The sequence below is a fragment of the Yoonia sp. genome (assembly GCF_046292185.1).
GTDB lineage: Bacteria > Pseudomonadota > Alphaproteobacteria > Rhodobacterales > Rhodobacteraceae > Yoonia.
Window position 1 is genome coordinate 76,672 of the sequence record NZ_JBKBQY010000001.1, and the last position, 24,770, is coordinate 101,441.

Genomic DNA, 24,770 nt, shown 5'->3' on the forward strand with positions numbered 1-24,770 from the left:
GGGATTGTGGCACTGATATGGTGAATACGGCGCAACCGCCGGGAATTCGTCGCGCTGAGACGCCACGATGGCCCCAAGGGCCATCATGATCACTCGCCTCGCCGTATCAGATCAGGCGTGGATCGCGCCGCCGCCACAGGCGAGTGCCGCTTCACGGACCGCCTCTGAATAGGTCGGATGGGCGTGGCATGTGCGGGCCAGATCCTCGGCTGCAGCTCCGAATTCCATCGCGACGCATATTTCATGGATCAGATCGCCCGCCATAGGCCCGATGATATGCGCGCCCAGAATGCGGTCGGTTTCCTTATCGGCGAGGATTTTCACGAAGCCTTCGCCCGAAAAGTTCGCCTTGGCGCGGGCATTGCCCATGAAGGGGAATTTGCCGACCTTATAGGCGCGGCCTTCTTCCTTCAGCATTTCCTCGGTCGCGCCGACATTGGCGACCTCGGGGTGGGTATAGATCACGCCGGGAATCACGTTGTAATTCACATGTGGGTGCTGACCGGCGATGCCTTCGGCGACGGCCATGCCTTCATCCTCGGCCTTGTGGGCCAGCATCGGGCCCGTGATCGTATCGCCGATGGCATAGATGCCCGGCACATTGGTCGCATATTTGTTGTCCGTCTTGATCTGGCCACGTTCGGTCAACTCAACACCCAGATCGGACAGGCCCAGACCATCGGTGTACGGCTTGCGCCCTGTAGCAACCAGCACGGTATCGGCGGTCATCGTATGTTCGCTGTCATCTTTGCGCAGTTTATAGGTCACGGTGGCCTTGCCGCCCTTGACCGTCACACCCTGCACAGCCGCGCCGAGGGTGAATTTCAGCCCTTGCTTGGTCAGCATCTTCTGGAACTGGCGCGCGATTTCTCCGTCCATCCCTGGGGTGATCGCATCTAGATACTCAATCACCGACACATCCGCACCCAGACGGGCATAAACCGACCCAAGCTCCAGCCCGATCACGCCTGCGCCGATCACGACCATGGTCTTGGGGATCTTGCCCAGTTCCAGCGCGCCGGTAGAGGTGACAACAGTTTTCTCATCCACCTCGACACCCGGCAGGCTTGCCGGGGTGGACCCAGACGCGATGACGATATGTTTCGCCTCATGGACGTCATCGCCAACCTTGACCTTGCCCGCCTCGGGGATGGTTGCCCAGCCCTTGATCCAATCGACCTTGTTCTTCTTGAACAGAAACTCGATCCCGCCGGTGTTCTGCGCGATTGTGTCGTCCTTGTAAGACAGCATCTGCTTCCAATCGACGCTTGGCGCCTTGCCTTTCAGGCCCATGGCGGCAAAGTTATGTTCCGCCTCGTGCAGCATATGGGTCGCGTGCAGCATCGCCTTGGACGGGATGCAGCCGACGTTCAGGCAGGTGCCGCCCAGCGTTTCGCGGCCTTCGACGCAGCCGACCTTGAGGCCCAGTTGCGCCGCGCGGATCGCGCCGACATAGCCGCCGGGGCCTGCACCGATAAAGATGACATCATAGCTGGACATGGGATAACTCCTTAAGACTTCAGAAAAGGGCCGAGATGATCATCAGCATGGTCGCCGCAAAGCCGACCATCCAGATCACCGACCGCCAGGGGGTCAGGCCGAAATAATAGGCGGGGATGTAAAGCACCCGCGCGCCAAGATAGGTCCAGGCGCAGGCGGCAGACAGACCCGTCGCCTTATCGCCGAGCGTCACGACGACAACGGCAAGGGTGAAGAGGATCAGCCCTTCGAAATGGTTGCTGAGCGCACGGAACAGGCGGCCCGTCCTGGGGCTAACCTGTTCGATCAGCGGCTTGCCGAGGCGTTGAGGATCGCGCGGCCCGGCGGTCTTGCCGGGTCCGAGTTCAAGGTTCGCAGGCACCGCCATCAGCAGGAATTGCAACCCTTGCAACAAACCCGCGAGGGCGAGGACGGTGAGTTCAGGGGTCATCTTTTGCGGCCTTTCAACGTGCGCATGAATGCACACCCTACAATTACTACGTAGGGTGGAGTTTACGCCACCTTACAGATCCATCAACAACCGGCGCGGATCTTCGAGTGCTTCTTTCACGCGCACAAGGAAGGTCACAGCGCCTTTGCCGTCCACGATCCGGTGGTCATAGGACAGCGCCAGATACATCATCGGGCGGATCACCACCTGACCGTCAATCGCCATCGGCCGGTCCTGAATCTTGTGCATGCCAAGGATACCCGACTGCGGGGGGTTCAGGATGGGCGAGGACATCAGCGAACCATATACGCCACCGTTGGAAATGGTGAAGGTGCCGCCCTGCATTTCCGCCATCGACAATTTACCGTCTCGGGCCTTGGCACCCATGGCGGCGATGGCCTTTTCAATCTCGGCAAAGCTCATCTGGTCTGCATCGCGGATCACCGGCACCACGAGGCCGGTGGGCGTGCCGGCAGCGATCCCCATATGGACGTAGTTTTTATAGACCACATCGGTGCCGTCGATTTCGGCATTCACTTCGGGCACCTCGTTCAGCGCGTGGATACAGGCCTTGGTGAAGAAGGACATGAAGCCCAGTTTCACGCCATGTTTCTTGACGAACAGGTCCTTATAGGCATCGCGCAGCGCCATCACCTCGGTCATGTCGACCTCGTTATAGGTGGTCAGCATCGCAGCGGTGTTCTGGCTGTCTTTCAGACGCTTGGCGATGGTCTGGCGCAGGCGGGTCATCTTGACGCGTTCTTCGCGGGCTTCATCGCTGGCAGCGACAGGCGCGCGTGGCGCGGATGCCGGGGCAGGGGCGTCGGATTTCGCGGTCAGCGCTTTCAGCACGTCTTCTTTCATGACGCGGCCGTCCTTGCCGGTGCCTTTGACATCGGACAGGTCGTTTTCGGCCATCATCTTTTTGGCGGATGGGGCGTCTTCGGGATCGCGCGGTTTGGTTTCTTCCGGGCCGGCATTGGTCTGGGTGGCGCTGGCGTCTGGTTTGCTGTCTGATTTCGACTCTTCTGCCTTCGGCGCGTCGTCCTTTTTCGCAGGGGCATCGCCTTCGGCGATCTGGGCCAGCAGCGCGTCGACGCCGACGGTTTCACCTTCGGCGGCAACGATCTCGGACAGGGTGCCTGCAACCGGGCTGGGCACTTCGACCGTGACTTTGTCGGTTTCCAGCTCGCACAGCATTTCATCGACGGCCACGGCATCGCCGGGTTTCTTGAACCATGTGGCGATCGTCGCCTCGGTCACGGATTCGCCAAGTGTGGGGACGCGGACTTCGGTGGTCATTTCTTTGTTCCTTTGATGGTCAGCGCGTCATTCACCAGCGCTTCTTGTTCTGCTTTGTGCTTGCTGGCCAGACCCGTGGCCGGGCTGGCTGCCGCGCTGCGACCTGCATAGACCGGGCGGCTGTGCTTGGCCTTGATCCGTGTCAGCACCCATTCCAAGTTGGGTTCCATGAAGGACCATGCCCCCTGGTTTTTTGGTTCTTCCTGACACCAGACCATTTCAGCGTTCTTGAACCGCTCGAGTTCCTTCATCGCCGATTGTGCGGGGAATGGATAGAATTGTTCAAACCGCAAGATATAGACATCATCCGCACCGCGCGCATCGCGTTCTTCCATCAGATCGTAATAGACTTTGCCCGAACACATCACCACGCGCTTGATCTTGTCATCCGCCACCAGCTTGGTTTCCGAATTGCCGTACTGCGCGTCGTCCCACAACACGCGGTGAAAACTGGAGCCGGTGGTGAATTCCTCTTTCTTCGATACGGCCAGCTTGTGGCGTAGCAAGGATTTCGGCGTCATCAGGATCAGCGGCTTGCGATAGGTGCGGTGCAGTTGGCGACGCAGCAGGTGGAAATAATTCGCAGGCGTGGTGCAATTGGCGACAATCCAGTTGTCACCGCCACACATGGTCAGGAACCGCTCTAGACGCGCGCTGGAATGTTCCGGCCCTTGCCCTTCGTAGCCATGCGGCAGCAGACAGACGAGGCCGGACATCCGCAGCCATTTGCTTTCACCCGAGCTGATGAACTGATCGAACATGATCTGCGCACCATTGGCGAAATCGCCGAACTGCGCTTCCCACAGCGTCAGCGCATTGGGTTCCGCCAGCGAATAGCCATACTCAAAGCCCAGAACCGCATATTCCGACAGCATCGAATCGATGACTTCGTACTTCGCCTGACCTTCGCGGATGTTGTTTAGCGGGTAATAGCGATCTTCGTTCTCTTGATTGATAAAGGCCGAATGCCGCTGGCTGAAGGTGCCGCGCGTGCTGTCCTGACCAGACAGGCGCACAGGATAGCCCTCCAGCAAGAGCGAGCCAAAGGCCAACGCCTCGCCCGTGGCCCAGTCGATGCCGGTGCCCTGTTCAAACATCTTGCCCTTGGCGTCGCGGAGGCGGTCGATGGTCTTGTGCGTCGGGAAACCATTCGGCACCGTCGTCAGCGCCTTGCCGATGGCGGTGAAATCACCTTCGGAAATCGCTGTCTTGCCGCGCTGGTATTTCTTTTCCTTCATCCGGTCGAGATGCGACCAGCGCCCATCCAGCCAATCGGCCTTGTTGGGTTTGTAGTTTTTGCCAGCCTCGAATTCCTCGTTCAGATGCGCCTGAAACGCGGCTTTCATATCCTCGATCTCGCCTTCGGGGATCAACCCGTCCTTGACCAGACGTTCAGTATACAGCGTCAGCGTGGTCTTTTGTTTCTTGATCTTGGTATACATGACCGGGTTGGTGAACATCGGCTCGTCGCCTTCGTTGTGACCAAAGCGGCGGTAACAGATGATATCCAGCACCACGTCTTTGTGGAACTTCTGGCGGAATTCGGTCGCAACACGGGCGGCGTGGACCACAGCCTCTGGATCGTCACCGTTGACGTGGAAAATTGGGGCTTCGACCATCAGCGCGATATCGGTAGGATAGGGGCTGGACCGGCTGAAATGCGGTGCCGTGGTGAAACCGATCTGGTTGTTCACCACGATATGCATCGTGCCGCCGGTGCGGTGGCCACGCAGGCCGGACAGGCCGAAACCTTCGGCAACCACGCCCTGACCGGCAAAGGCCGCATCGCCATGCAGCAGGATCGCCATGACCTTGGTCTTGTCGGTATCTTTCTTCTGGTCCTGCTTGGCCCGGACCTTACCCAAAACAACCGGGTTCACAGCCTCAAGGTGGCTGGGGTTGGCGGTCAGCGACAGATGGATGGTGTTTTCATCAAAGCTGCGGTCATTCGAGGCGCCTAGGTGGTATTTCACATCGCCCGAGCCATCGACATCCTCTGGCTTGAACGAGCCGCCCTGAAATTCGTTGAAAATCGCGCGATACGGTTTTTGCATCACATTCGCCAGCACCGATAAACGGCCCCTGTGCGGCATGCCGATGACGATATCTTCCATCCCAAGCTGGCCACCGCGTTTGATGATCTGTTCCATCGCGGGGATCAGGCTTTCGCCGCCATCAAGGCCGAAACGCTTGGTGCCCATATATTTGACATGCAGGAATTTTTCAAAACCCTCAGCCTGCACCAGAGAGTTCAGGATCGCCTTGCGCCCGTTCTGGGTAAAGGTGATTTCCTTGCCGTAGCCTTCAATGCGTTCTTTCAGCCAACCCGCTTCTTCGGGGTTGGAAATATGCATGTATTGCAGCGCGAAGGTGCCGCAATAGGTGCGTTTCACGATGGCGATAATCTCGGCCATGGTGGCGACTTCGAGCCCCAGCACATTGTCGATAAAGATCGGACGGTCCATGTCCTTGGCGGTAAAGCCGTAATTGGCCGGGTCCAGTTCCGGGTGCGGGACGGTTTCGCGCATGCCCAAAGGGTCCAGATCAGCGATCAGATGGCCACGGATACGGTAGGCGCGGATGATCATCAATGCACGCAAGGAATCGAGCACGGCGTTGCGCACCTGTCCCTCGGTGAGGCCAACGCCTTTTTCGGCGGCTTTCGCTTTGATCTTGTCAGCCGCAGCAGCAGGTTCCGCCGGCCATTGACCGTCAAGCGCGGCGGTCAGATCGTCATTCGGCACCGGCGGCCAGTCGCGGCGCGCCCAGCTTGGGCCGGCGGCTTCTGCCTGTGCATCGGCGGCTGTATCGCCAAGGCTGCGGAAAAACGCCTGCCAGCTTTCATCGACCGCCCCGGGGTTATCGGCGTAGCGCGCGTAAAGCTGTTCCACATAGGCCGCGTTATGCCCCTGCAAAAAGCTGGAAGCGTGGAATACGTCGTTTGGGGAATGGTCGTTCATGACTGGGGACCTTTGTTAAATATCGTCCGGCGGGGGCTGGCCCCCGCCGCAAATGGGCGTCGAGGTGATCCCCGACCTACCCGATCGCTTTCAGCACAGCCTCGCCCAAAGTCGCAGGGCTGTCGGCCACGATGATACCGGCGGATTTCATCGCTTCGATCTTGCTTTCGGCGTCGCCTTTGCCGCCCGCAACGATGGCACCCGCATGGCCCATACGACGTCCGGGAGGGGCGGTGCGACCTGCGATGAACCCGGCAGTTGGCTTCCAACGGCCTTTCTTGCGCTCATCGGCAAGGAATTGCGCGGCTTCTTCTTCGGCAGAGCCACCGATTTCACCGATCATGATGATCGAATGCGTCTCATCATCGGCCAGGAACATCTCCAAGATGTCGATATGCTCGGACCCTTTGATCGGGTCGCCGCCGATGCCGACAGCAGTGGACTGACCCAAGCCGGAATCGGAGGTCTGTTTCACGGCTTCATAGGTCAGCGTGCCCGAGCGGGACACAACACCGACCGACCCGCGACGGTGGATATGGCCGGGCATGATACCGATCTTGCAAGCGTCAGGCGTGATGACACCGGGGCAGTTTGGCCCGATCAGGCGGGATTTCGACCCTTCAAGCGCCCGCTTGACGCGCATCATGTCCAGCACGGGGATGCCTTCGGTGATGCAGATGATCAGCTCCATCTCGGCGTCAATCGCCTCCATGATACTGTCAGCGGCAAAGGGCGGTGGCACATAGATAACGCTCGCATTGGCTTCGGTGACGTGTTTCGCCTCGTGGACCGAGTTGAAGACCGGCAGGTCAAGATGTGTGCTGCCGCCCTTGCCGGGGGTCACGCCGCCGACCATCTTGGTGCCATAGGCGATGGCTTGTTCGGAATGGAACGTGCCCTGCGAACCTGTCAGGCCCTGGCAGATCACGCGGGTATTTTCGTTAACGAGAATGGCCATATTGGTGGCTCCTTGGGAAATCTGGGGGGTACGGCGGGGTGAACCCCGCCCTACGGTTTAACCTTTGACGGCTTTCACGATCTTCTGCGCGCCGTCTTTCAGATCGTCAGCAGCGATCACATCAAGGCCGGAATTGCGGATGATGTCCTTGCCCTTCTCGACATTGGTGCCTTCCAGACGCACGACCAGCGGGACCTTCAGACCAACCTCTTTCACCGCGGCGATCACGCCTTCGGCGATGACGTCGCAGCGCATGATACCGCCAAAGATGTTCACAAGGATGCCTTTGACATTGGGGTCAGAGGTGATGATCTTGAACGCCTCGGTCACCTTTTCCTTGGTTGCGCCACCGCCCACGTCAAGAAAGTTGGCAGGTTCGGCGCCGTAAAGCTTGATGATATCCATCGTCGCCATCGCGAGGCCGGCGCCATTGACCATGCAGCCGATTTCACCATCCAGCGCGATATAGTTCAGATCGTATTTGGATGCGGCGAGTTCCTTGGAATCTTCCTCGGTTTCATCGCGCAGGCTGGCGATATCGGCCTGCCGGTACATCGCGTTGCCATCGAACGACACCTTGGCATCCAGCACCTTCAGATCGCCCTTGTCGGTCACGATCAGCGGGTTGATTTCCAGCATCTCCATGTCTTTTTCAGTGAAAGCTTTGTAAAGCTGGCCCATCAGGGTGACGCATTGCTTCACCTGTCCGCCGGTCAGCCCCAGTGTGAATGCGACGCGGCGACCATGGAACGGCTGATAACCCGTTGCCGGATCGACGCTGAACGACAGGATCTTTTCCGGGGTCGATGCGGCCACTTCTTCGATGTCCATGCCGCCTTCGGTAGAGACGACGAAACTGATGCGGCTGGTCTGGCGATCCACCAGCAGGGCCAGATACAGCTCGGTTTCGATCCCGGAACCATCTTCGATATAGACGCGGTTGACTTGCTTGCCTGCCGGGCCGGTCTGATGCGTGACCAGCGTCCGGCCCAGCATCTTTTTGGTTTCTTGTGCGGCTTCCTCGACCGACCGGCACAGGCGCACGCCGCCTGCTTCACCCGCATCGGCTTCCTTGAATTTACCTTTGCCACGGCCACCGGCGTGGATCTGCGCCTTGACGACCCAGAGAGGTCCGTCAAGCTCACCCGCCGCGGTTTTCGCGTCTTCTGCGCGGGTCACGGGCCGACCGTCGGAAACGGGCGCGCCATAGCTGCGCAGCAATGCTTTGGCCTGGTATTCGTGGATATTCATAGGGCATGTCCAATTTGACTTCGGTTGCGACAGTCTAAAACACATAAAAACGCGTATTTCTAACTGAAAAGTAGCGCCGACCGCTTTAATCCGACATTTGTGATCACTGGGCGAAAAAGCGTGATCACAAAAACTGTCATCGCATGGTCGTGGATGGTTTTAGGTAATTTCCAAAAGATTCGGCGCAGCGATTATGCGCGTCTTCAGCCGTTGGATACCGGCCTAAAACAAAAGGGCCGCCAGTGGCGGCCCCGTTCCTCACAGGTGCATGTATTGATTAGGCCAGACTGCCGTCGATACCTTTGCAAGCCTCGACCAATCCTTTGACCGCGTCGACAGATTTGTCGAACATCGCCTGTTCGTCCTTGTCCATGCTGATCTCGACCACGCGTTCGATGCCACCGGCACCGATCACGGTCGGCACGCCGACATAGAACCCGTTCAATCCATAAGCGCCGTCAACATGAGCGGCACAGGGTAGCACACGTTTCTGGTCTTTCAGGAAAGCCTCGGCCATTTCGATCGCCGATGTGGCGGGAGCATAAAAGGCCGAGCCGGTTTTGAGCAGGCCGACAATCTCGGCCCCGCCATCGCGGGTGCGCTGCACGATGGCGTCAAGCTTGTCCTGCGTCGTCCAGCCCATATCGACCAGATCGGGCAGGGGGATGCCCGCGACAGTGGAATAACGGGTCAGCGGCACCATGGTGTCGCCATGCCCGCCCAATACGAAGGCGGTAACATCGCGCATCGAGACGTTGAATTCTTCCGCAAGGAAATGACGGAAACGCGCGCTGTCCAACACCCCCGCCATGCCGCAGACCATATGATGCGGCAGGCCGGAAAATTCGCGCAGTGCCCAGACCATCGCATCCAGCGGGTTGGTGATGCAGATGACAAAGGCATTCGGCGCATGCGCCGCGATGCCTTCACCCACGGATTTCATGACCTTCAGGTTGATGCCCAAAAGATCGTCGCGCGACATGCCCGGTTTGCGCGGCACGCCGGCAGTGACGATGCAGACATCGGCACCCGCGATATCAGCGTAATCATTGGTGCCTTTGAAGCTGCCATCGAATTTCGCGGCAGGGCCGGATTCAGCGATATCCAGCGCCTTTCCTTGCGGGATACCTTCGGAAATGTCGAACAAGACGACATCGCCGAGCTCCTTGACAGCCGCAAGATGGGCGAGCGTGCCGCCAATCTGTCCGGCACCGATAAGAGCGATCTTGGGTCTGGCCATGGAAAAACGTCCTTTGGTGATTTTGAATTTCGCACTTTGGGTAAGCCTTTGCAGGCGCGCTGGCAAGTGCGCCGCGCGCACTGCTGTTTCGTGGTCCATGGTCAGCCTGCGGGAAAGCGGCTAATCAGGTCACAACAAAGGCAATTGGGGCTGTGCGGTGATCACATTCGACTGGGTTTTCTTTGCGGTGGGAATTCCCGCCATCATGTTTGGCGGCATATCCAAAGGGGGATTCGGCTCTGGCGCGGCCTTTGTGGCAGGGGCGATTCTGGCGCTGGTCGTGCCGCCGGGGCTGGCTTTGGGGATCATCCTGCCCTTGTTCATGCTGGTCGATGCCGCCACGCTGCGTCCGTTCTGGAAGCAATGGCATTGGCCTTCGGCCAAGGGGATGATGCAGGGGGCGGTGCCCGGCTGCATCATTGGCGCGGTGCTTTATACAATGGTCGATGCTGATGTGTTCCGCCTGTTGATCGGGGTGATCTGTCTGGCTTTCGTGGCCTTTCAATGCGTACAATCTTTGGGCTGGCTGACCGTGCGGCGGATAGCATTTTCCCGCCCACTGGCTTGGCTGGCCGGGCTGATCGGCGGCTTTACCAGCTTTATCAGCCATGCGGGCGGGCCACCTACGGCAATTTTTCTTTTGTCCCAAGGTCTGAGCAAAACCGCCTTTCAGGCCACGACCGTGCTGACCTTCTGGGCGGTAAACTGGATGAAGGTGGTTCCTTACGCCTATCTGGGGATTTTCACGCTGGAAACGCTGACCGCCAGCGCGCTGCTCGCCCCTTTTGCGCTGCTTGGGGCTTGGATCGGCGTCCGCGCGCATCATCTTGTGCCCGAACGTGCGTTTTTCGCGCTGACATATGCGCTGCTTGTCGCAACCGGCATCCGGCTGATCTGGGTGGCACTGGGCTGATTTTGCCGGTTCATCGGAACATTTCACAATCTTCCTGCCGACCGCTTCGCATGCTTATGGCGGTGTCTTTCCGCATTGTCAGGCCGCATGCCGCAAAACTGGCAGCCACTTCTGCCGCCAGTCGAATGCCTGACCCGCTGCCACCAGACAGGTCAGCCCGTCATCGCCGGTGACGGTGAGTGTCCAGCTACCCGTATCGGCAGCGACAAAAACCTCTATCATCGTCTCGTTGGTGCCACGGTCCTTGAGTCGGCGGGTTTCGCCGTAAATTGTGGCCAGCCGCTGCACGACCAGATCATGATCGGCGCAAATGCTGGCATGTGCCGGGGTGGTGGTCAGCGCTATCGCCATCATCCCGACGTAGAAAGGTCGTTTACGTATGGTCATCCAATATCCTTTCCCCCTTCGCTTCGCATGATAGCCGCCAAAAATTGAAAAACTGTTAACGCCCCCTCCGCCCTTTCGTGCTGCAATGCGGCAAGATCAGGGTTGAATCATTGGCAAGATTCTGTCCAAGTTCGCGCAATATTATTGCGAGGAAGATTCGATGCAGGACCGCCCGACAAGATCAGCCCTCTATATTCCGGGATCGAAGGATCGCGCCTTGGACAAGGCGCGCGGATTGCCTGTGGACGTGATCCTGTTCGATCTGGAAGACGCGGTCACTCCTGATGCCAAGATCGCGGCGCGCGACACTTTGTTCGCCGCATTGGCCGGCGGCGGCTATGGCGCGCGTCAGCGGATCGTGCGGATCAACGCGCTGGATACGTCATGGGGCACGGCTGACGCCGCCGCTGTCGCTGCGATGGACTGTGACGCGATCCTGTTGCCCAAGGTGAACAGCCCTGCGGATGTGGATGCGCTGGCTGCTCTTTTGCCGGACCTGCCGATCTGGGCGATGATGGAAACGCCCCAAGGCGTGCTGAATGCCGCAGCGATCGCCGCCCATCCGTGTATTGCGGGCTTTGTGATGGGCACCAATGATCTGGCCAAGGATATCGGGTCGCGCGGACGGCCTGCGCTGATGATGGCCCTGCAGATGTGTCTGCTGGCGGCCAAATCGGCGGGGATCGTGGCGCTGGACGGGGTCTACAACGCCTTTCAGGATGACGACGGCCTGCGCGCCGAATGTGCCCAGGGCCGCGATATGGGCTTTGACGGCAAGACGCTGATCCATCCCGCGCAGATCGCGATCACCAATGCGACATTCGGCCCATCTGATGACGATATTGCCCTGGCCCGCCGCCAGATTTCCGCCTTCGAGGCGGCAAAGGTCGCCGGTGAGGGCGTTGCCGTTGTCGATGGCAAGATCGTTGAGAACTTGCATATCGTCACCGCAAAGGCGACCTTGGCGAAAGCCGCCGCCATCGCCGCATTGGAGAATTGATGACATTGCTTATTCTGGGCCTGATCCTGTGGTCAGCCGTGCATTTCTGGAAACGCCTTACGCCTGAAAACCGCGCCCAGATGGGCGACAAAGGCCGGATCATCGTTGCCATCGGGGCCGTTCTGGGGATTGTGCTGATGGTCATCGGCTACCGCGCTGCGGAAGGTGCCATTTTCTGGGGCCGCAGCCCGGCGATGACAGGGATCAACAATCTGCTGATGATCTTCGCCGTCTATCTTTATGCGGCAAGCGGCGCGAAAACCCGGATCACCCGGAAAATACGCCATCCGCAGCTGACCGCAGTCAAGGTCTGGGCCATCGCGCATTTGCTGGTCAACGGCGATGTGCCGTCATTTGTCTTGTTCGGAGGGTTGCTGGCCTGGGCAGTGGTCGAGGTGATCCTGATCAACCGCGCCAACCGCGACTGGACGCCGCCGCCCGTTGCCCCGATGAAAAAAGAAATCACCGCTGTGGTCGCAACCATCGTGGTCTTTGCAATCATTGCCGCCATTCACACATGGCTTGGCCCGAACCCATTTGGATGATCCCATGAAAGTTTACCGTTTGCTGACTGAGGATGACACCTCCGCCTTCTGCCACAAAGTATCCGACGCCTTGTCAAAAGGCTGGGAGCTTTATGGCAGCCCGACCTATGCCTTCGATCAGGCCAATGGCGTGATGCGCTGCGGGCAGGCCGTGACCAAGGATATCGACACCCCATATTCGCCTGATATGAAACTGGGACAGCAATGACGAAAACCAGTGCGGGCCGGTTTTTCGAGGATTACATCGTCGGTGATGTGATCACCCATGCCGTGCCGCGGACGGTCAAGATGGGCGAACGCGCGCTTTATCACGCGCTTTACCCCGCGCGGCATGCGCTGCATTCCTCGGATATGTTCGCGCAGGCCTGCGGCCTGCCGTTCAGCCCTTTGGACGATCTGGTGACTTTCCATACTGTCTTTGGCAAGACGGTGCCCGATATATCGCTGAACGCTGTTGCCAACCTCGGCTATGCCGAAGGGCGCTGGATCACGCCGCTCTGGCCCGGCGATACGATCACCGCCACATCCGAGGTGATCGGGGTCAAAGAAAATTCCAACGGCACGTCGGGCGTCGTCTGGGTGCGCACCACAGGCCGCAACCAGCATGGTGACATGCTGCTGACCTATGTGCGTTGGGTAATGGTGCGCAAACGTGGATCAGGACCTGCGCCATCGACGGTCGTACCCGACTTGCAAAAAGCGGTGAACGTTGCTGATCTGGTCATCCCACGCGGCCTTGATTTCAGCGGCTACGATTTCGCATTGGCGGGTGAACCGCACCGCCTTGGCAATTATACCGTGGGCGAGGTGATCGATCATGTCGATGGCGTGACGGTTGAGGAGGCCGAACATATGCTGGCCACGCGCCTGTGGCAGAACACGGCCAAGGTGCATTTCGACGCGACCAATCGTGCCGATGGTAAGCGCCTGATCTATGGGGGGCATGTCATGTCGCTCGCGCGGGCCTTGTCATTCAACGGCTTGGCAAATGCGCAGATGATCGTGGCGCTGAACGGCGGCGGGCATGCCAACCCCTGTTTTGCCGGTGATACGGTGCGGGCCTGGTCCGAAGTGTTGGAGATAGCGGAAACCTCGGCCCCCGGCATCGGTGCGATCCGGCTGCGGCTGGTGGCGACCAAGGGGCAGGCGGGCCTGTTACGCGGGGCGGACGGGAAATATGACCCCGACGTCCTGCTTGACCTTGATTACTGGGCACTGATGCCGGTCTGACACGTGTTTTGCAATGCCGGGCCGTGGGCTGGGATATTCGAGCGAGAGACTGATCATACTGTGATCACAGCCGAAAAATTCGTGATCACAAATGTAAAAAACCGCCAAAGCGCGGCATATTCACGCGGAAAAACCCTTGTGCTGCGCGTGACTCTGGCGGCTGAATGGTGCAAGTAGGAAGCCAAGGCGCTGTCGAGCCGGACAGCATCAAGCCACTGAAGGGAAGACTTATGGCCGACGTGAACCGGGGCAATCGCCCGCTATCGCCGCATCTTTCAATTTATCGTCCGCAATGGACCTCCATCACCTCGATCCTTGTACGGATCACCGGCAACGCGCTGTTCGTCGCCGCCTTGCTGATTGTCTGGTGGTTCGTCGCAGCCGCGACCGGACCCGAGGCTTTTGCCATAGCGAATGGCGTCATCACCAGCTGGTTCGGCAAGCTGATCATGCTCGGGTCGATCTGGGCGCTTTGGTATCACACCTTGGGCGGGCTGCGTCATCTGGTCTGGGATTCTGGCCGGATGCTGGACGTCGACAAGTCCGAAATGGCCGGTCAGATGATGGTCGCGTTGTCGGTGATCCTGACGATTTTCACCGTCATTATATTGTAAGGGATATCGCAGATGGCATTTCTGACAGATCGCAAACGCGCCGTTGGCATGGGTTCCGCCAAGCATGGCACACATCACCATTGGCAGATGATGGTCACTTCTGTGGCGTTGCTGGTGCTGATTCCGTTTTTTGTCTTCACTTTCGGCGCGACCCTTGGGGCACCATATGAAGAGGTGATCGCTTATTACCAACGGCCATTCCCCGCCGTGATCGCCATTCTGACCATGCTGGTCGGGTTTTTTCACTTTCGGCTGGGTGTCCAAACCGTGATCGAGGATTATGTCCATGGCATGGCCCGCAAGGCGGCCATCATTGGCATGATTTGTCTGTCTTATGCAGCGGCGGCGTTTGCGGTTTTCGCAATCATCCGCATCGCATTGTAAAATTTTTCGGAGCAACACCAGATGGCCGCTTATGAATACGAGACACATACCTATGACGCGATTGTCGTAGGGGCAGGCGGCGCGGGTCTGCGCGCGACCTTAGGGCTGGCCGAACAGGGTTTGCGCACAGCCTGCATCACCAAGGTCTTTCCGACCCGGTCGCATACGGTCGCTGCGCAGGGCGGGATCGCCGCTTCCTTGTCCAACATGGGGCCGGACCACTGGCAGTGGCATATGTATGACACGGTCAAAGGCTCTGACTGGTTGGGCGACACGGATGCGATGGAATATCTCGCCCGTGAAGCACCCAAGGCGGTTTACGAGCTGGAACATTACGGCGTGCCGTTTTCGCGGACGGAAGAGGGCAAAATCTATCAACGCCCCTTTGGTGGCCATACCACTGAATTCGGTGAAGGTCCCGCCGTGCAGCGCACCTGCGCCGCCGCTGACCGGACTGGTCACGCGATCCTGCACACGCTCTATGGCCAGTCGCTGAAGCAAAAGGCCGAGTTCTATATCGAATATTTCGCGCTGGACCTGATCATGTCCGCTGACGGGATCTGTCAGGGTGTCATCGCGTGGAAGCTCGACGATGGCACGATGCATGTGTTCAACGCCAAGACCGTCGTGTTGGCTACGGGCGGATACGGGCGCGCCTATTTCAGCGCCACATCCGCCCATACCTGCACCGGCGATGGTGGCGGCATGGTCGCACGTCAGGGTCTGCCGTTGCAGGACATGGAATTCGTGCAATTCCACCCGACGGGTATTTACGGCGCGGGCTGCCTGATCACCGAAGGCGCGCGCGGCGAAGGCGGCTATCTGACGAATTCCGAGGGCGAGCGGTTCATGGAACGCTATGCGCCGAACTACAAGGACCTCGCACCGCGCGACTACGTCAGCCGCTGCATGACAATGGAAATCCGCGAAGGGCGCGGTGTGGGCACGAATTCCGATCATATCCACCTGAACCTGAACCACCTGCCGAAAGAGGCTTTGGCCGAACGTCTGCCCGGTATTTCTGAAAGTGCCCGCATCTTCGCCGGTGTCGACGTGACCAAGGAGCCGATCCCCGTGCTGCCGACCGTGCATTACAACATGGGCGGTATCCCGACCAATTATTTCGGCGAGGTGCTGAACCCGACCGCCGACGATCCCACTGCGATTGTTCCCGGCCTGATGGCCGTGGGTGAGGCGGGTTGCGCATCAGTTCACGGTGCAAACCGACTCGGGTCTAACAGCCTGATCGACCTTGTGGTCTTTGGTCGTGCTGCCGCGATCCGCGCAGGGCAGGTCGTGGACCGGGCCGCACCCAACCCGACGCTGAACCAATCATCAGTCGATGCCTGCTTTGACCGTTTCGATGGGATGCGCCACGCAAAAGGCAATGTTGGCACGGCAGAACTGCGGCTGGAAATGCAGCGTGCCATGCAGGCGGATGCGGCAGTGTTCCGCACTGACAAGACTTTGGCCGAAGGTGTCGCCAAGATGACCGCGATTGCGGGCAAGATGGATGATATCAAGGTCACGGATCGCACCCTTGTCTGGAACTCTGATCTGATGGAAACGCTGGAACTGGCGAACCTGATGCCCAACGCTCTGGCCACCATCGTCGGCGCCGAGGCGCGCAAGGAAAGTCGCGGTGCCCATGCGCATGAGGATTACAGCAAGCGTGACGATGAAAACTGGCGTGTGCATACGCTGGCCCATGTCGAAGGGGCGAAAGCCACGCTCAGCTATCGGCCCGTGATCACCAAGCCACTGACGACCGAAGCCGAAGGCGGGATTTCGCAAGACCGGATCAAGCCGAAAGAACGGACATTCTGATGCGGCTGGTTGCGGTCATGTTCATCGCGCTGGCGGCCTGCGGGCCGGTCTCGCCCGAACGCGCCGCAGATCGCTGCGAAGAACGCGCGCGCGATGCTCAGGGTCCTACGTTTGGGGGCACGGTCGGCGTGAACAGCAACAGCGGCGGTTTCGCCAGCGCAAGTATCGGCATCACGTCCGACGCGCTGCGCGGGCGTGATCCGTTGGAAGTCTATGACAGTTGTGTGCTGCGTCTGACAGGGCAACCCCCGATCAGACCGGCCCGGCTAAGATGAAAATACGGGCCGTAGGCCTGTGATTGAAGGAATGTAGCAAATGGTACAACTGACACTTCCGAAAAATTCCCGCATGACGACAGGCAAGACCTGGCCCAAGCCCGAAGGGGCCACAAACCTGCGCAAGGTGCAGGTCTATCGCTGGAACCCAGAGGACGGGAAAAACCCGCAACTTGACACCTATTTTCTGGATATGGATAATTGCGGTCCGATGGTGCTGGACGCGCTGATCAAGATCAAGAACGAGATTGACCCGACGCTGACGTTCCGCCGGTCCTGCCGTGAAGGCATCTGCGGGTCCTGCGCGATGAATATCGATGGGATCAACACGCTGGCCTGTATCTATGGCATGGATGAGATCAAGGGCGACATCAAGATTTACCCGCTGCCGCATATGCCGGTGATCAAGGACCTGATCCCCGATCTGACGCATTTCTATGCCCAGCACGCCAGCATCATGCCTTGGCTTGAGACTAAATCGAACGAGCCCGCCAAGGACTGGAAGCAGTCGATTGATGACCGCAAGAAGCTCGACGGGCTTTATGAATGCGTGATGTGTGCCTGTTGTTCGACATCCTGCCCATCCTATTGGTGGAATGGCGATCGGTATCTGGGGCCAGCCGCGCTGTTGCACGCCTACCGCTGGATCGTGGACAGCCGGGACGAGGCCACGGGCGAGCGGCTCGATGATTTGGAAGACCCGTTCAAGCTCTACCGTTGCCACACGATCATGAACTGCGCCAAGACCTGCCCCAAAGGGTTGAACCCGGCCAAAGCCATCGCCAGCATCAAAGGCATGATGGTTGAGCGGGTGGTCTAGGTAACAGCTTGATGCCAACGGCGGGGATTGGGCTCTGAAGATGAATAAACTACCTGACGATGCCGCTGCCCGCCGGGCGGTCAAACCGGTAATCTGCTATCCTGTGGAAACACTGCCGCAGCCTGATATGGCGCTGCTGCAACGCGCGGCAGCCGGTGCGCAGGCGGCTGCGCGTGTCACGGTGCCGCCGCGCGATGCAGCGGCGATCCATGTGCCGGCGGGCCATGTCTTGCGGATTTCATCCGTCGATGGGCCGCAGGTCGGTGATCTGAACCTCTTTGCCGCCGATAATCTGGATGAGCGGTTCTATTCCGGCAAGACCCGCGCCTTGCACGGAACACATGTCACGACAGGTGACAGGCTGTGGTCATCCTTCCCCTATCTGCGCCCGATGGCCACGATCGTGGCGGACACGCTGGGCTGGTACGGCATCGATGATTTCGGTGGCTCGGTGCATGACGTGATCGGCACACGCTGCGATCCTTATACCGGGCGGCTCTTGTCCGGCGTCGATTATCACCATTGCTGCCATTCCAACCTGACCCGTGCATTGGCCGATGCCGCCGATCTGCCTTTGCATGAGGCCGAACGCCATGTGCATGATGTGCTCAACGTCTTCATGTGTACCGGCTTTACCCGCGATACCGGGCAGTATTTCATGAAGGCAAGCCCGGTGCGCCCCGGCGATCACCTTGATCTTTTTGCGGAAATCGACCTTCTTGCCCTGCTCAGTGCCTGTCCGGGTGGGGATTGCAGCGCCGAGCATTCCTCAGACACTGCCGCCTGCTATCCGCTATTGATGGAGGTGCTCTCGCCGCAGGCGGGCACCCTGGACGGCTGGGTGCCACCAGCGATCAATGCTTATGACAGGTCACACGGCCGCTAGGAAAAGGCGGCCTGAAGCGCGATTTCGACCATATCCCCAAAGCTGCGTTCACGATCTTCCGCTGGCAGCGCCTCATGCGTGATCAGGTGGTCGCTGACTGTCAGCACCGCCAGCGCACGGCGCTTGTAACGGGCGGCGAGGATATATAGCTCGGCTGCTTCCATCTCGACCCCAAGGATCCCGTGGCGCATCATCTGGTCATTCAGATCGGGGCGTTCGTCGTAGAACGCATCGGACGAATAGATGCCGCCGACATGGGTTTTCACCCCTTTCGCCTGTGCCGCCTGATAGGCCGCCAGCAGAAGGCCGAAATCAGCGCTGGGCGCAAAGTTAAGCTCTCTGAAAATCCCGGCAGAGGGCGTCGACAGCGTGGTCGCGCTCATCGCGAGGACCACATCGCGGATGCCGACATGATCCTGCATCCCGCCACAGGACCCGATGCGGATCAGTGTCTGGGCATCATAATCGCGGATCAGCTCGTTGGCATAGATCGACAGGGACGGCATGCCCATGCCAGACCCCTGTATCGTCACCGGATGGCCATGCCACGTTCCCGTAAAGCCCAGCATGCCGCGGACCTCGTTGATGCAGCGCGGATTTTCTAGAAATGTCTCTGCCGCCCATTTTGCGCGATAAGGATCGCCAGGCATCAGCACCGTGGGGGCGATGTCATCCATTGCAGCACCGATATGAATTGTCATTCGCCTCTCCTTTATGTCGAGGCGACAATAGCGCGGTGGCAAAGAAAGCGGGAGAGGGCAACGCCCTTTCCCCCTGTTTTATCAGATTTCCATCGCTTCGGGCGATGTGCCATCAGCCAAAGCAGCCTTAAACCATTGTGGTTGCCGGCCCTTCCCTGTCCAGGTCTGGTCTGTATCGGCAGGATTACGGTATTTCGCGGGCGCCGTTGCTTTTAGCGCGCCCTTGCCTTTGCGCCCGGCACTGCCGGTAATTTCTGCCAGCGAAAATCCATGTTCGGCGGCCGCTTTTTCCGCAGCGGCCAATGCTGCTTTCTTGTCTTTTTCGGCAGCTTCAACGATTGCTTTTTCGACTTGAAGCTTGAGCTTTTCCAGCTCAGCCCGGGTCATTGAAGAAAGATCTTTATTCATAATTTATTCCGCTATCGGTTACGTTCCAAGAGTATATAGGAAGCGGGTTTCGAATTACAAACAGCACTTTGACGTGAATACCTAAAAGGACAGCTATTCAGCCGCCTTTCGCCGAGGGTCTGCCAAAGTTACAATGTCGCACATGATCTTGTTCAATTCAAAGTCCTTGGGCGTATAGACTTTTGCGACTCCCATGGCGCGTAGCGCAATAGCGTCATCATCAGGGATAATTCCGCCTGCCACGACCGGAATATAACTTAGCCCGGCCGTCTGCAGTTTTGCCATGACATCGCGCACCAGCGGGATATGTGAACCGGATAGAATCGACAGGCCGATCACATGCGCGCCGCTATCGCGGGCTGAGGCGATGATTTCATCCGGTGTCAGCCGGATCCCTTCATAAGCAATTTCCATTCCGCAGTCGCGTGCGCGTGCGGCGATCTGTTCGGCACCATTGGAATGGCCATCCAGCCCCGGTTTGCCGACCAGAAACTTCAGCCTGCGTCCCAGCGCAGTACTGACCTGATTGACCTGTTCGCGCAGATCGTCCAGCCCTTCGGTCCGGTTGGAGGGGTTCGCGCTGACGCCTGTGGGCGCGCGATACTGGCCGAAAACGGCGCGGATCACATCGGCCCATTCACCTGTGGTCACGCCCGCACGGGCGCAGGCGATGGACGGGATCATGATGTTGGTCTCGCTGCGCGCTGCGTCGCGCAGGGCGGCCAATGCCTCGCGGACGGCAGCAGGATCGCGGGTCGCCTTCCATGACGCAAGGCGCTGCAACTGGTCGGCCTCGGCCTCGGGATCGGCGGCCATGATCGCATCGTCGCCAGCCGTCAGCGGGGACGGCTCCCCCGCCTGCCATTTATTCACACCAACCACCGTGGTCGTGCCGCTTTCAATCCCGGCGATCCGGGCAGCATTGCTTTCGACCAGCCGCGATTTCATATAACCGATGGCTTTGACCGCCCCGCCCATTCCGTCGATCTGGGCAAGTTCAGCGCGCGTGCCTTCTTTCAGTTCATTCACCTTGCGGTCAATGGCGGGATTGCCGTCAAAAAGATCATCGAATTCCAGAAGATCAGTTTCATACGCCAGGATTTGCTGCATCCGCAGCGACCATTGCTGGTCCCACGGGCGGGGCAGGCCCAGGGCTTCGTTCCAGGCGGGCAATTGCACGGCGCGGGCGCGGGCGTTCTTCGACAGGGTCACGGCCAGCGTTTCCAGCAAAATACGATAGACGTTGTTCTCAGGCTGTTGTTCGGTCAGACCCAGTGAATTGACCTGAACGCCATAACGGAAACGACGGTATTTCGCGTCAGCCACGCAATAGCGGTTCGCGCAGATTTCATCCCATAATTCCACAAAGGCGCGCATTTTGCACAATTCTGTTACGAAACGGATACCCGCATTCACAAAGAATGAAATGCGCCCGACCATTTCGGGGAAATGCTCCGCCGGGACTTTCCCGCGCAGATCGTCCAGCACGGCGGTGGCGGTCGCCAAGGCAAAGGCCAATTCTTCTTCCGGTGTCGCGCCCGCCTCTTGCAGGTGATAGGAACAGACATTCATCGGGTTCCATTTCGGCAGATGTTCGCGTGTATAGGCCGCGACATCTGTGATCATCCGCAAACTGGGTTCCGGCGGGCAGATATACGTGCCGCGCGACAGATATTCCTTGATGATATCGTTCTGTACCGTGCCTTGCAGCGCGCTGACATCGGCACCCTGTTCCTCGGCCACCGCGATATAGAGCGCGAGCAACCAGGGCGCGGTCGCGTTGATCGTCATCGAAGTGTTCATCTGGTCCAGCGGGATATCGGCAAACAACATCCGCATGTCCCCCAGATGCGCGACCGGCACACCAACCTTGCCCACCTCACCCTTGGCTAGAATGTGGTCGCTGTCATAGCCTGTCTGTGTCGGCAGATCGAAAGCGACCGACAGACCTGTCTGCCCTTTCGCCAGATTGCCACGATAAAGCGCGTTCGACGCCGCAGCGGTGGAATGCCCGGCATAGGTGCGGAACAGCCAGGGGCGGTCTTTTTGCATCGGCGACATGGGTCTCTCCTGAATCAGGGAGCGTAATTTAATTACGCCGTAGGTCATTTATCGGACATTTTGTGGCGCTGTCAATTCGCTGCATTGCGGCATGACGGGATTTACCTTGCGCCGGAAGCCTGTCACTTTCGCGCCATGTCGCAAACCATAACCCTGCCGGTCTGGGCCTTTGTGTTGATTGTCCTGTTCGCGGGGGTGACTTTCGCGTCGCATTTCCTTTTCCCCTCTGTCCGCTGGTTTTTCCGCAAACGGGCCGAAAGGGTAATCGCGCGGGTCAACAAGAAGCTGCAGCGCCCGATAGAACCGTTCAAGCTCGCCCGCCGCTATGACATGATCCAGCGGCTGATCTATGATCCGCAGGTGACGCAGGCGATCGTGGACCATGCGCGGCGCAACAACGTCCCTGAAAACGTGGCCTTTGAAAAAGCCCGCCATTATGCGCGCGAAATCGTACCCTCCTTTTCGGCCACCGCGTATTTCAGCATCGGCATCAGGCTGGCGCGGTGGCTGTCGAAATCGCTTTACCGCATTCAGCTTGGCACGCTGGACCGCAGACGCATGGCAGAGATTGATCCCGACGCCGCCGTCGTCTTTGTCATCAATCACCGCAGCAACATGGACTACGTGTTGGTGACCTATTTGGCATCCAATGCCGGGGCCTTGTCCTATGCAGTGGGAGAATGGGCGCGAATCTGGCCGCTGTCGCCGATCATCAGGGCGATGGGTGCTTATTTCATCCGGCGGCAATCGCGCGGCGCGCTCTATCGACGGGTGTTGTCACGCTACGTGCAGATGGCGACGCGCGGCGGCGTGACGCAAGCCGTCTTCCCCGAAGGCGGGCTGACGCTGGATGGTAAACTGGCGGCCCCGCGCACCGGATTGCTGAATTATATCATCGAGGATTTCGATCCTGCGCAGCGCGAGGTGATCTTTGTCCCCGTCGCGCTGAATTATGACCGCGTGCTGGAAGACACGATCCTGATCGCCGCAGGAAAGTCCGGCACGCGCCGGTTTCGCCCGCCGCTCTGGCGCTTGTTACGCAGGCTCGGCAAACATTTATGGCTCCGCCTGACCGGGCGGTTTCAGCGCTATGGCACCGCCTCGGTCAGTTTCGGCGAACCGTTGGAATTGTCGAAATTCGTATCCACCGGCACCCCGGACCTGACGCAGAAAGTCGCCCTGACATTGATGCAGCGTATCGCAGATGTGACGCCGGTGACCGGAGTGCCGCTGGTGGCGCGGCATTTGCTGAGCGCAGGTGACATTTCACAAGACGCGCTGATCGCCGCAGTCGCGCAATCTATGCAGCAATTGCAGGACAAACACGTGCCACGCCCCCGCCGCACGGCCGAGACTTTGGTCCCAGACGTTCTGGCACGGCTGGAGGCGCGCCGCCTGATTTCCCTGCAAGGTGGGGCAATCACCGTGACTGGGATCGGAACCCCCATCCTGACCTATTACGCCAATTCGATTGCCCATCATCTTGACATCGTTGCAGAGCCACTGCCTGTTTCTGCATCGCAGCAGACATAAAATTACAAAATATAGACCACTGGTGTTGCAATATTGCGTGATGCTTCGTATCAATCCATAAAGCGTGGCGATTCTGCACTGCGGCGCGAAACTGGATTGATTGCGATGGAGACGGAAATGGCCCTTGATCTCACCACTGGTGAAGCTGCCTATGCGGCAGAACGTAAAGACCTTTACGCGATGGGCGAAATGCCCCCCCTGGGCCATGTGCCTGCACAGATGCACGCTTGGACGATCCGGCGTGAACGGCATGGTGAGCCCGAGAAAGCGTTCCAGCTAGAGGTCGTTGAAACCCCCGCGATTGACTCAGGTGAGGTACTGGTCCTCGTCATGGCGGCTGGTGTGAATTACAACGGCGTCTGGGCCGGTCTGGGCGAACCGATCAGCCCCTTTGACGGCCATGGTGCCGCCTATCACATCGCCGGGTCAGATGCGGCGGGTATCGTCTGGGCCGTGGGTGACAAGGTCAAGCGCTGGAAAGTCGGCGATGAGGTCGTGATCCATTGCAATCAGGACGATGGCGATGACGAGGAATGCAACGGCGGCGATCCGATGTATTCGCCCAGCCAGCGGATCTGGGGTTATGAAACCCCTGACGGATCCTTCGCGCAATTCACCCGGGTGCAGGCGCAGCAATTGATGCCGCGTCCGCAGCATCTGACCTGGGAAGAAAGCGCATGCTATACGCTGACCCTCGCCACTGCCTATCGCATGCTGTTCGGCCATGAACCGCATGATCTGAAACCGGGGCAGAATGTACTGGTCTGGGGTGCCTCGGGTGGGCTGGGGTCTTATGCGATCCAGTTGATCAATACCGCTGGTGCCAATGCGATTGGCGTGATCAGCGACGAAAGCAAGCGTGAATTTGTGATGTCGCTGGGCGCGAAAGGCGTGATCAACCGCAATGATTTTTCATGCTGGGGGCAATTGCCCAAGGTGAACACCGCCGAATACAACACCTGGCTGAAAGAGGCGCGCCGTTTCGGCAAGGCGATCTGGGACATCACCGGCAAGGGCAAGAATGTTGATATGGTGTTCGAACACCCGGGCGAGGCGACGTTCCCGGTATCATCGCTGGTCTGCAAAAAAGGCGGCATGGTCGTGATCTGCGCAGGCACCACCGGGTTCAACTGCACCTTCGACGTCCGTTACATGTGGATGCACCAGAAACGGTTGCAGGGCAGCCACTTTGCCCATCTCAAACAGGCGAGCGCGGCCAATAACCTGATGGTCGAACGCCGGTTGGACCCTTGCATGTCGGAATGTTTCACCTGGGCTGAAATCCCGCTCGCCCATACCAAGATGCGCCGCAACGAACATAAGCCCGGCAATATGGCCGTGCTGGTGCAGGCACCGGCGATGGGTCTGCGGACCTTCGCCGACACGATCGAAGCGTCACGGGAGGGACGCTGAGATCACCCAAGGCGCGCCATTGCCACCGGGTGGTGGCGCGCGAGAGGGCTGGATGCGCGCCGCGCGGGAGTATTTCGAGCAAAGCGAGCCGAACCGCCCCGCGGGGAAGGTTTTTGTATATTCCCCGCAGTG

At 59.0% G+C, this 24,770-nt stretch carries 24 protein-coding genes; 13 read left to right on the plus strand and 11 right to left on the minus strand.

Features of this window, described 5'->3' with window-relative positions; all coding sequences use genetic code 11:
- Nucleotides 1-111 precede the first annotated feature (111 nt).
- The 7 genes from lpdA to mdh all read right to left on the minus strand — a co-directional run bounded on the left by lpdA (nucleotide 112) and on the right by mdh (nucleotide 9,641).
- Nucleotides 112-1,500: a dihydrolipoyl dehydrogenase gene (lpdA, locus tag ACK4TM_RS00370; protein WP_409694988.1), complete on the minus strand. Its 1,389-nt coding sequence runs from the start codon at nucleotides 1,498-1,500 to the stop codon at nucleotides 112-114.
- Nucleotides 1,501-1,519: 19 nt separating this feature from the next.
- Complete coding sequence (locus tag ACK4TM_RS00375) at nucleotides 1,520-1,930, minus strand: MAPEG family protein (protein ID WP_409694991.1); 411 nt, start codon at nucleotides 1,928-1,930, stop codon at nucleotides 1,520-1,522.
- A 72-nt stretch (nucleotides 1,931-2,002) separates the two neighbouring features.
- A complete protein-coding gene (gene odhB / locus ACK4TM_RS00380) occupies nucleotides 2,003-3,232 on the minus strand; it encodes a 2-oxoglutarate dehydrogenase complex dihydrolipoyllysine-residue succinyltransferase (protein WP_409694994.1) in 1,230 nt (409 codons plus the stop codon).
- On the minus strand, nucleotides 3,229-6,192 hold the full coding sequence (locus tag ACK4TM_RS00385) for a 2-oxoglutarate dehydrogenase E1 component (protein ID WP_409694997.1): 2,964 nt from the start codon (nucleotides 6,190-6,192) through the stop codon (nucleotides 3,229-3,231). The genes odhB and ACK4TM_RS00385 overlap by 4 nt, the downstream gene beginning before the upstream one ends.
- A 76-nt stretch (nucleotides 6,193-6,268) precedes the next feature.
- Nucleotides 6,269-7,150, minus strand: a complete 882-nt coding sequence (sucD, locus tag ACK4TM_RS00390) for a succinate--CoA ligase subunit alpha (RefSeq protein WP_409695001.1) — start codon at nucleotides 7,148-7,150, stop codon at nucleotides 6,269-6,271.
- Nucleotides 7,151-7,207: 57 nt separating this feature from the next.
- Nucleotides 7,208-8,401 (minus strand): ADP-forming succinate--CoA ligase subunit beta, encoded by a 1,194-nt coding sequence (sucC, locus tag ACK4TM_RS00395; protein ID WP_409695004.1) that lies wholly within the window; start codon nucleotides 8,399-8,401, stop codon nucleotides 7,208-7,210.
- A gap of 277 nt (nucleotides 8,402-8,678) precedes the next feature.
- The gene (gene mdh, locus ACK4TM_RS00400) at nucleotides 8,679-9,641 is read right to left on the minus strand and encodes a malate dehydrogenase (protein ID WP_409695007.1); all 963 of its coding nucleotides are present in this window, start codon (nucleotides 9,639-9,641) and stop codon (nucleotides 8,679-8,681) included.
- Nucleotides 9,642-9,798: 157 nt separating this feature from the next.
- On the opposite strand from mdh, the gene ACK4TM_RS00405 reads away from it, so the two are divergent.
- Nucleotides 9,799-10,554, plus strand: coding sequence for a sulfite exporter TauE/SafE family protein (locus ACK4TM_RS00405; protein ID WP_409695010.1), 756 nt, complete (start codon nucleotides 9,799-9,801; stop codon nucleotides 10,552-10,554).
- A 78-nt stretch (nucleotides 10,555-10,632) separates the two neighbouring features.
- On the opposite strand, the gene ACK4TM_RS00410 is transcribed toward ACK4TM_RS00405, so the two are convergent.
- Nucleotides 10,633-10,941 carry a hypothetical protein gene (locus ACK4TM_RS00410; RefSeq protein WP_409695013.1) on the minus strand — a complete coding sequence of 103 codons (309 nt, stop codon included), beginning with the start codon at nucleotides 10,939-10,941 and terminating at the stop codon, nucleotides 10,633-10,635.
- Between the two features lie 160 nt (nucleotides 10,942-11,101).
- Between ACK4TM_RS00410 and ACK4TM_RS00415 the strand changes: the two genes are divergently transcribed.
- From ACK4TM_RS00415 to ACK4TM_RS00460, 10 genes are all read left to right on the plus strand, one after another.
- Nucleotides 11,102-11,941, plus strand: coding sequence for an HpcH/HpaI aldolase/citrate lyase family protein (locus ACK4TM_RS00415; RefSeq protein WP_409695016.1), 840 nt, complete (start codon nucleotides 11,102-11,104; stop codon nucleotides 11,939-11,941).
- On the plus strand, nucleotides 11,941-12,486 hold the full coding sequence (locus ACK4TM_RS00420) for an NnrU family protein (RefSeq protein WP_409695019.1): 546 nt from the start codon (nucleotides 11,941-11,943) through the stop codon (nucleotides 12,484-12,486). The genes ACK4TM_RS00415 and ACK4TM_RS00420 overlap by 1 nt, the downstream gene beginning before the upstream one ends.
- Before the next feature lie 4 nt (nucleotides 12,487-12,490).
- Nucleotides 12,491-12,694, plus strand: a complete 204-nt coding sequence (locus ACK4TM_RS00425) for a DUF1737 domain-containing protein (protein ID WP_409695022.1) — start codon at nucleotides 12,491-12,493, stop codon at nucleotides 12,692-12,694.
- On the plus strand, nucleotides 12,691-13,716 hold the full coding sequence (locus ACK4TM_RS00430) for a MaoC family dehydratase (protein WP_409695025.1): 1,026 nt from the start codon (nucleotides 12,691-12,693) through the stop codon (nucleotides 13,714-13,716). Before ACK4TM_RS00425 ends, ACK4TM_RS00430 begins: the two co-directional genes overlap by 4 nt.
- Before the next feature lie 230 nt (nucleotides 13,717-13,946).
- Nucleotides 13,947-14,330 carry a succinate dehydrogenase, cytochrome b556 subunit gene (sdhC, locus tag ACK4TM_RS00435; protein ID WP_409695028.1) on the plus strand — a complete coding sequence of 128 codons (384 nt, stop codon included), beginning with the start codon at nucleotides 13,947-13,949 and terminating at the stop codon, nucleotides 14,328-14,330.
- A gap of 12 nt (nucleotides 14,331-14,342) precedes the next feature.
- Complete coding sequence (gene sdhD / locus ACK4TM_RS00440) at nucleotides 14,343-14,714, plus strand: succinate dehydrogenase, hydrophobic membrane anchor protein (RefSeq protein ID WP_409695031.1); 372 nt, start codon at nucleotides 14,343-14,345, stop codon at nucleotides 14,712-14,714.
- Between the two features lie 21 nt (nucleotides 14,715-14,735).
- Complete coding sequence (gene sdhA / locus ACK4TM_RS00445) at nucleotides 14,736-16,541, plus strand: succinate dehydrogenase flavoprotein subunit (protein WP_409695034.1); 1,806 nt, start codon at nucleotides 14,736-14,738, stop codon at nucleotides 16,539-16,541.
- Nucleotides 16,541-16,816, plus strand: coding sequence for a hypothetical protein (locus tag ACK4TM_RS00450; RefSeq protein ID WP_409695037.1), 276 nt, complete (start codon nucleotides 16,541-16,543; stop codon nucleotides 16,814-16,816). Before sdhA ends, ACK4TM_RS00450 begins: the two co-directional genes overlap by 1 nt.
- Before the next feature lie 40 nt (nucleotides 16,817-16,856).
- On the plus strand, nucleotides 16,857-17,636 hold the full coding sequence (locus tag ACK4TM_RS00455; protein WP_409695040.1) for a succinate dehydrogenase iron-sulfur subunit: 780 nt from the start codon (nucleotides 16,857-16,859) through the stop codon (nucleotides 17,634-17,636).
- Between the two features lie 40 nt (nucleotides 17,637-17,676).
- Nucleotides 17,677-18,522, plus strand: coding sequence for an urea carboxylase-associated family protein (locus ACK4TM_RS00460; protein WP_409695043.1), 846 nt, complete (start codon nucleotides 17,677-17,679; stop codon nucleotides 18,520-18,522).
- Here ACK4TM_RS00460 and deoD read toward each other — a convergent pair.
- From deoD to ACK4TM_RS00475, 3 genes are all read right to left on the minus strand, one after another.
- Nucleotides 18,519-19,223 carry a purine-nucleoside phosphorylase gene (gene deoD, locus ACK4TM_RS00465; protein WP_409695046.1) on the minus strand — a complete coding sequence of 235 codons (705 nt, stop codon included), beginning with the start codon at nucleotides 19,221-19,223 and terminating at the stop codon, nucleotides 18,519-18,521. The genes ACK4TM_RS00460 and deoD overlap by 4 nt on opposite strands.
- An 81-nt stretch (nucleotides 19,224-19,304) precedes the next feature.
- Nucleotides 19,305-19,631 carry an H-NS family nucleoid-associated regulatory protein gene (locus tag ACK4TM_RS00470; RefSeq protein WP_409695049.1) on the minus strand — a complete coding sequence of 109 codons (327 nt, stop codon included), beginning with the start codon at nucleotides 19,629-19,631 and terminating at the stop codon, nucleotides 19,305-19,307.
- A 93-nt stretch (nucleotides 19,632-19,724) separates the two neighbouring features.
- Nucleotides 19,725-21,692, minus strand: coding sequence for a methylmalonyl-CoA mutase family protein (locus tag ACK4TM_RS00475; protein ID WP_409695052.1), 1,968 nt, complete (start codon nucleotides 21,690-21,692; stop codon nucleotides 19,725-19,727).
- Nucleotides 21,693-21,827: 135 nt separating this feature from the next.
- Here ACK4TM_RS00475 and ACK4TM_RS00480 point away from each other — a divergent pair, with 135 nt between their 5' ends.
- Nucleotides 21,828-23,225 carry a 1-acyl-sn-glycerol-3-phosphate acyltransferase gene (locus ACK4TM_RS00480; RefSeq protein ID WP_409695055.1) on the plus strand — a complete coding sequence of 466 codons (1,398 nt, stop codon included), beginning with the start codon at nucleotides 21,828-21,830 and terminating at the stop codon, nucleotides 23,223-23,225.
- Between the two features lie 117 nt (nucleotides 23,226-23,342).
- Nucleotides 23,343-24,638, plus strand: a complete 1,296-nt coding sequence (gene ccrA, locus ACK4TM_RS00485) for a crotonyl-CoA carboxylase/reductase (protein WP_409695058.1) — start codon at nucleotides 23,343-23,345, stop codon at nucleotides 24,636-24,638.
- Nucleotides 24,639-24,770 lie beyond the last annotated feature (132 nt).

Excerpts from the sequence above, each read along its gene's own strand:
- ACK4TM_RS00475 (WP_409695052.1), bottom strand. The coding sequence starts at position 21,692 with ATGTCGCCGATGCAAAAAGACCGCCCCTGGCTGTTCCGCACCTATGCC.
- ACK4TM_RS00375 (WP_409694991.1), bottom strand. The coding sequence starts at position 1,930 with ATGACCCCTGAACTCACCGTCCTCGCCCTCGCGGGTTTGTTGCAAGGG.
- sucD (WP_409695001.1), bottom strand. The coding sequence starts at position 7,150 with ATGGCCATTCTCGTTAACGAAAATACCCGCGTGATCTGCCAGGGCCTG.
- ccrA (WP_409695058.1), top strand. The coding sequence starts at position 23,343 with ATGGCCCTTGATCTCACCACTGGTGAAGCTGCCTATGCGGCAGAACGT.
- ACK4TM_RS00455 (WP_409695040.1), top strand. The coding sequence starts at position 16,857 with ATGGTACAACTGACACTTCCGAAAAATTCCCGCATGACGACAGGCAAG.
- ACK4TM_RS00385 (WP_409694997.1), bottom strand. The coding sequence starts at position 6,192 with ATGAACGACCATTCCCCAAACGACGTATTCCACGCTTCCAGCTTTTTG.
- sdhC (WP_409695028.1), top strand. The coding sequence starts at position 13,947 with ATGGCCGACGTGAACCGGGGCAATCGCCCGCTATCGCCGCATCTTTCA.
- sdhD (WP_409695031.1), top strand. The coding sequence starts at position 14,343 with ATGGCATTTCTGACAGATCGCAAACGCGCCGTTGGCATGGGTTCCGCC.
- ACK4TM_RS00410 (WP_409695013.1), bottom strand. The coding sequence starts at position 10,941 with ATGACCATACGTAAACGACCTTTCTACGTCGGGATGATGGCGATAGCG.
- ACK4TM_RS00415 (WP_409695016.1), top strand. The coding sequence starts at position 11,102 with ATGCAGGACCGCCCGACAAGATCAGCCCTCTATATTCCGGGATCGAAG.
- ACK4TM_RS00430 (WP_409695025.1), top strand. The coding sequence starts at position 12,691 with ATGACGAAAACCAGTGCGGGCCGGTTTTTCGAGGATTACATCGTCGGT.
- ACK4TM_RS00480 (WP_409695055.1), top strand. The coding sequence starts at position 21,828 with ATGTCGCAAACCATAACCCTGCCGGTCTGGGCCTTTGTGTTGATTGTC.
- mdh (WP_409695007.1), bottom strand. The coding sequence starts at position 9,641 with ATGGCCAGACCCAAGATCGCTCTTATCGGTGCCGGACAGATTGGCGGC.
- lpdA (WP_409694988.1), bottom strand. The coding sequence starts at position 1,500 with ATGTCCAGCTATGATGTCATCTTTATCGGTGCAGGCCCCGGCGGCTAT.
- sucC (WP_409695004.1), bottom strand. The coding sequence starts at position 8,401 with ATGAATATCCACGAATACCAGGCCAAAGCATTGCTGCGCAGCTATGGC.
- ACK4TM_RS00450 (WP_409695037.1), top strand. The coding sequence starts at position 16,541 with ATGCGGCTGGTTGCGGTCATGTTCATCGCGCTGGCGGCCTGCGGGCCG.
- deoD (WP_409695046.1), bottom strand. The coding sequence starts at position 19,223 with ATGACAATTCATATCGGTGCTGCAATGGATGACATCGCCCCCACGGTG.
- ACK4TM_RS00425 (WP_409695022.1), top strand. The coding sequence starts at position 12,491 with ATGAAAGTTTACCGTTTGCTGACTGAGGATGACACCTCCGCCTTCTGC.
- odhB (WP_409694994.1), bottom strand. The coding sequence starts at position 3,232 with ATGACCACCGAAGTCCGCGTCCCCACACTTGGCGAATCCGTGACCGAG.
- ACK4TM_RS00470 (WP_409695049.1), bottom strand. The coding sequence starts at position 19,631 with ATGAATAAAGATCTTTCTTCAATGACCCGGGCTGAGCTGGAAAAGCTC.
- ACK4TM_RS00420 (WP_409695019.1), top strand. The coding sequence starts at position 11,941 with ATGACATTGCTTATTCTGGGCCTGATCCTGTGGTCAGCCGTGCATTTC.
- ACK4TM_RS00460 (WP_409695043.1), top strand. The coding sequence starts at position 17,677 with ATGAATAAACTACCTGACGATGCCGCTGCCCGCCGGGCGGTCAAACCG.
- sdhA (WP_409695034.1), top strand. The coding sequence starts at position 14,736 with ATGGCCGCTTATGAATACGAGACACATACCTATGACGCGATTGTCGTA.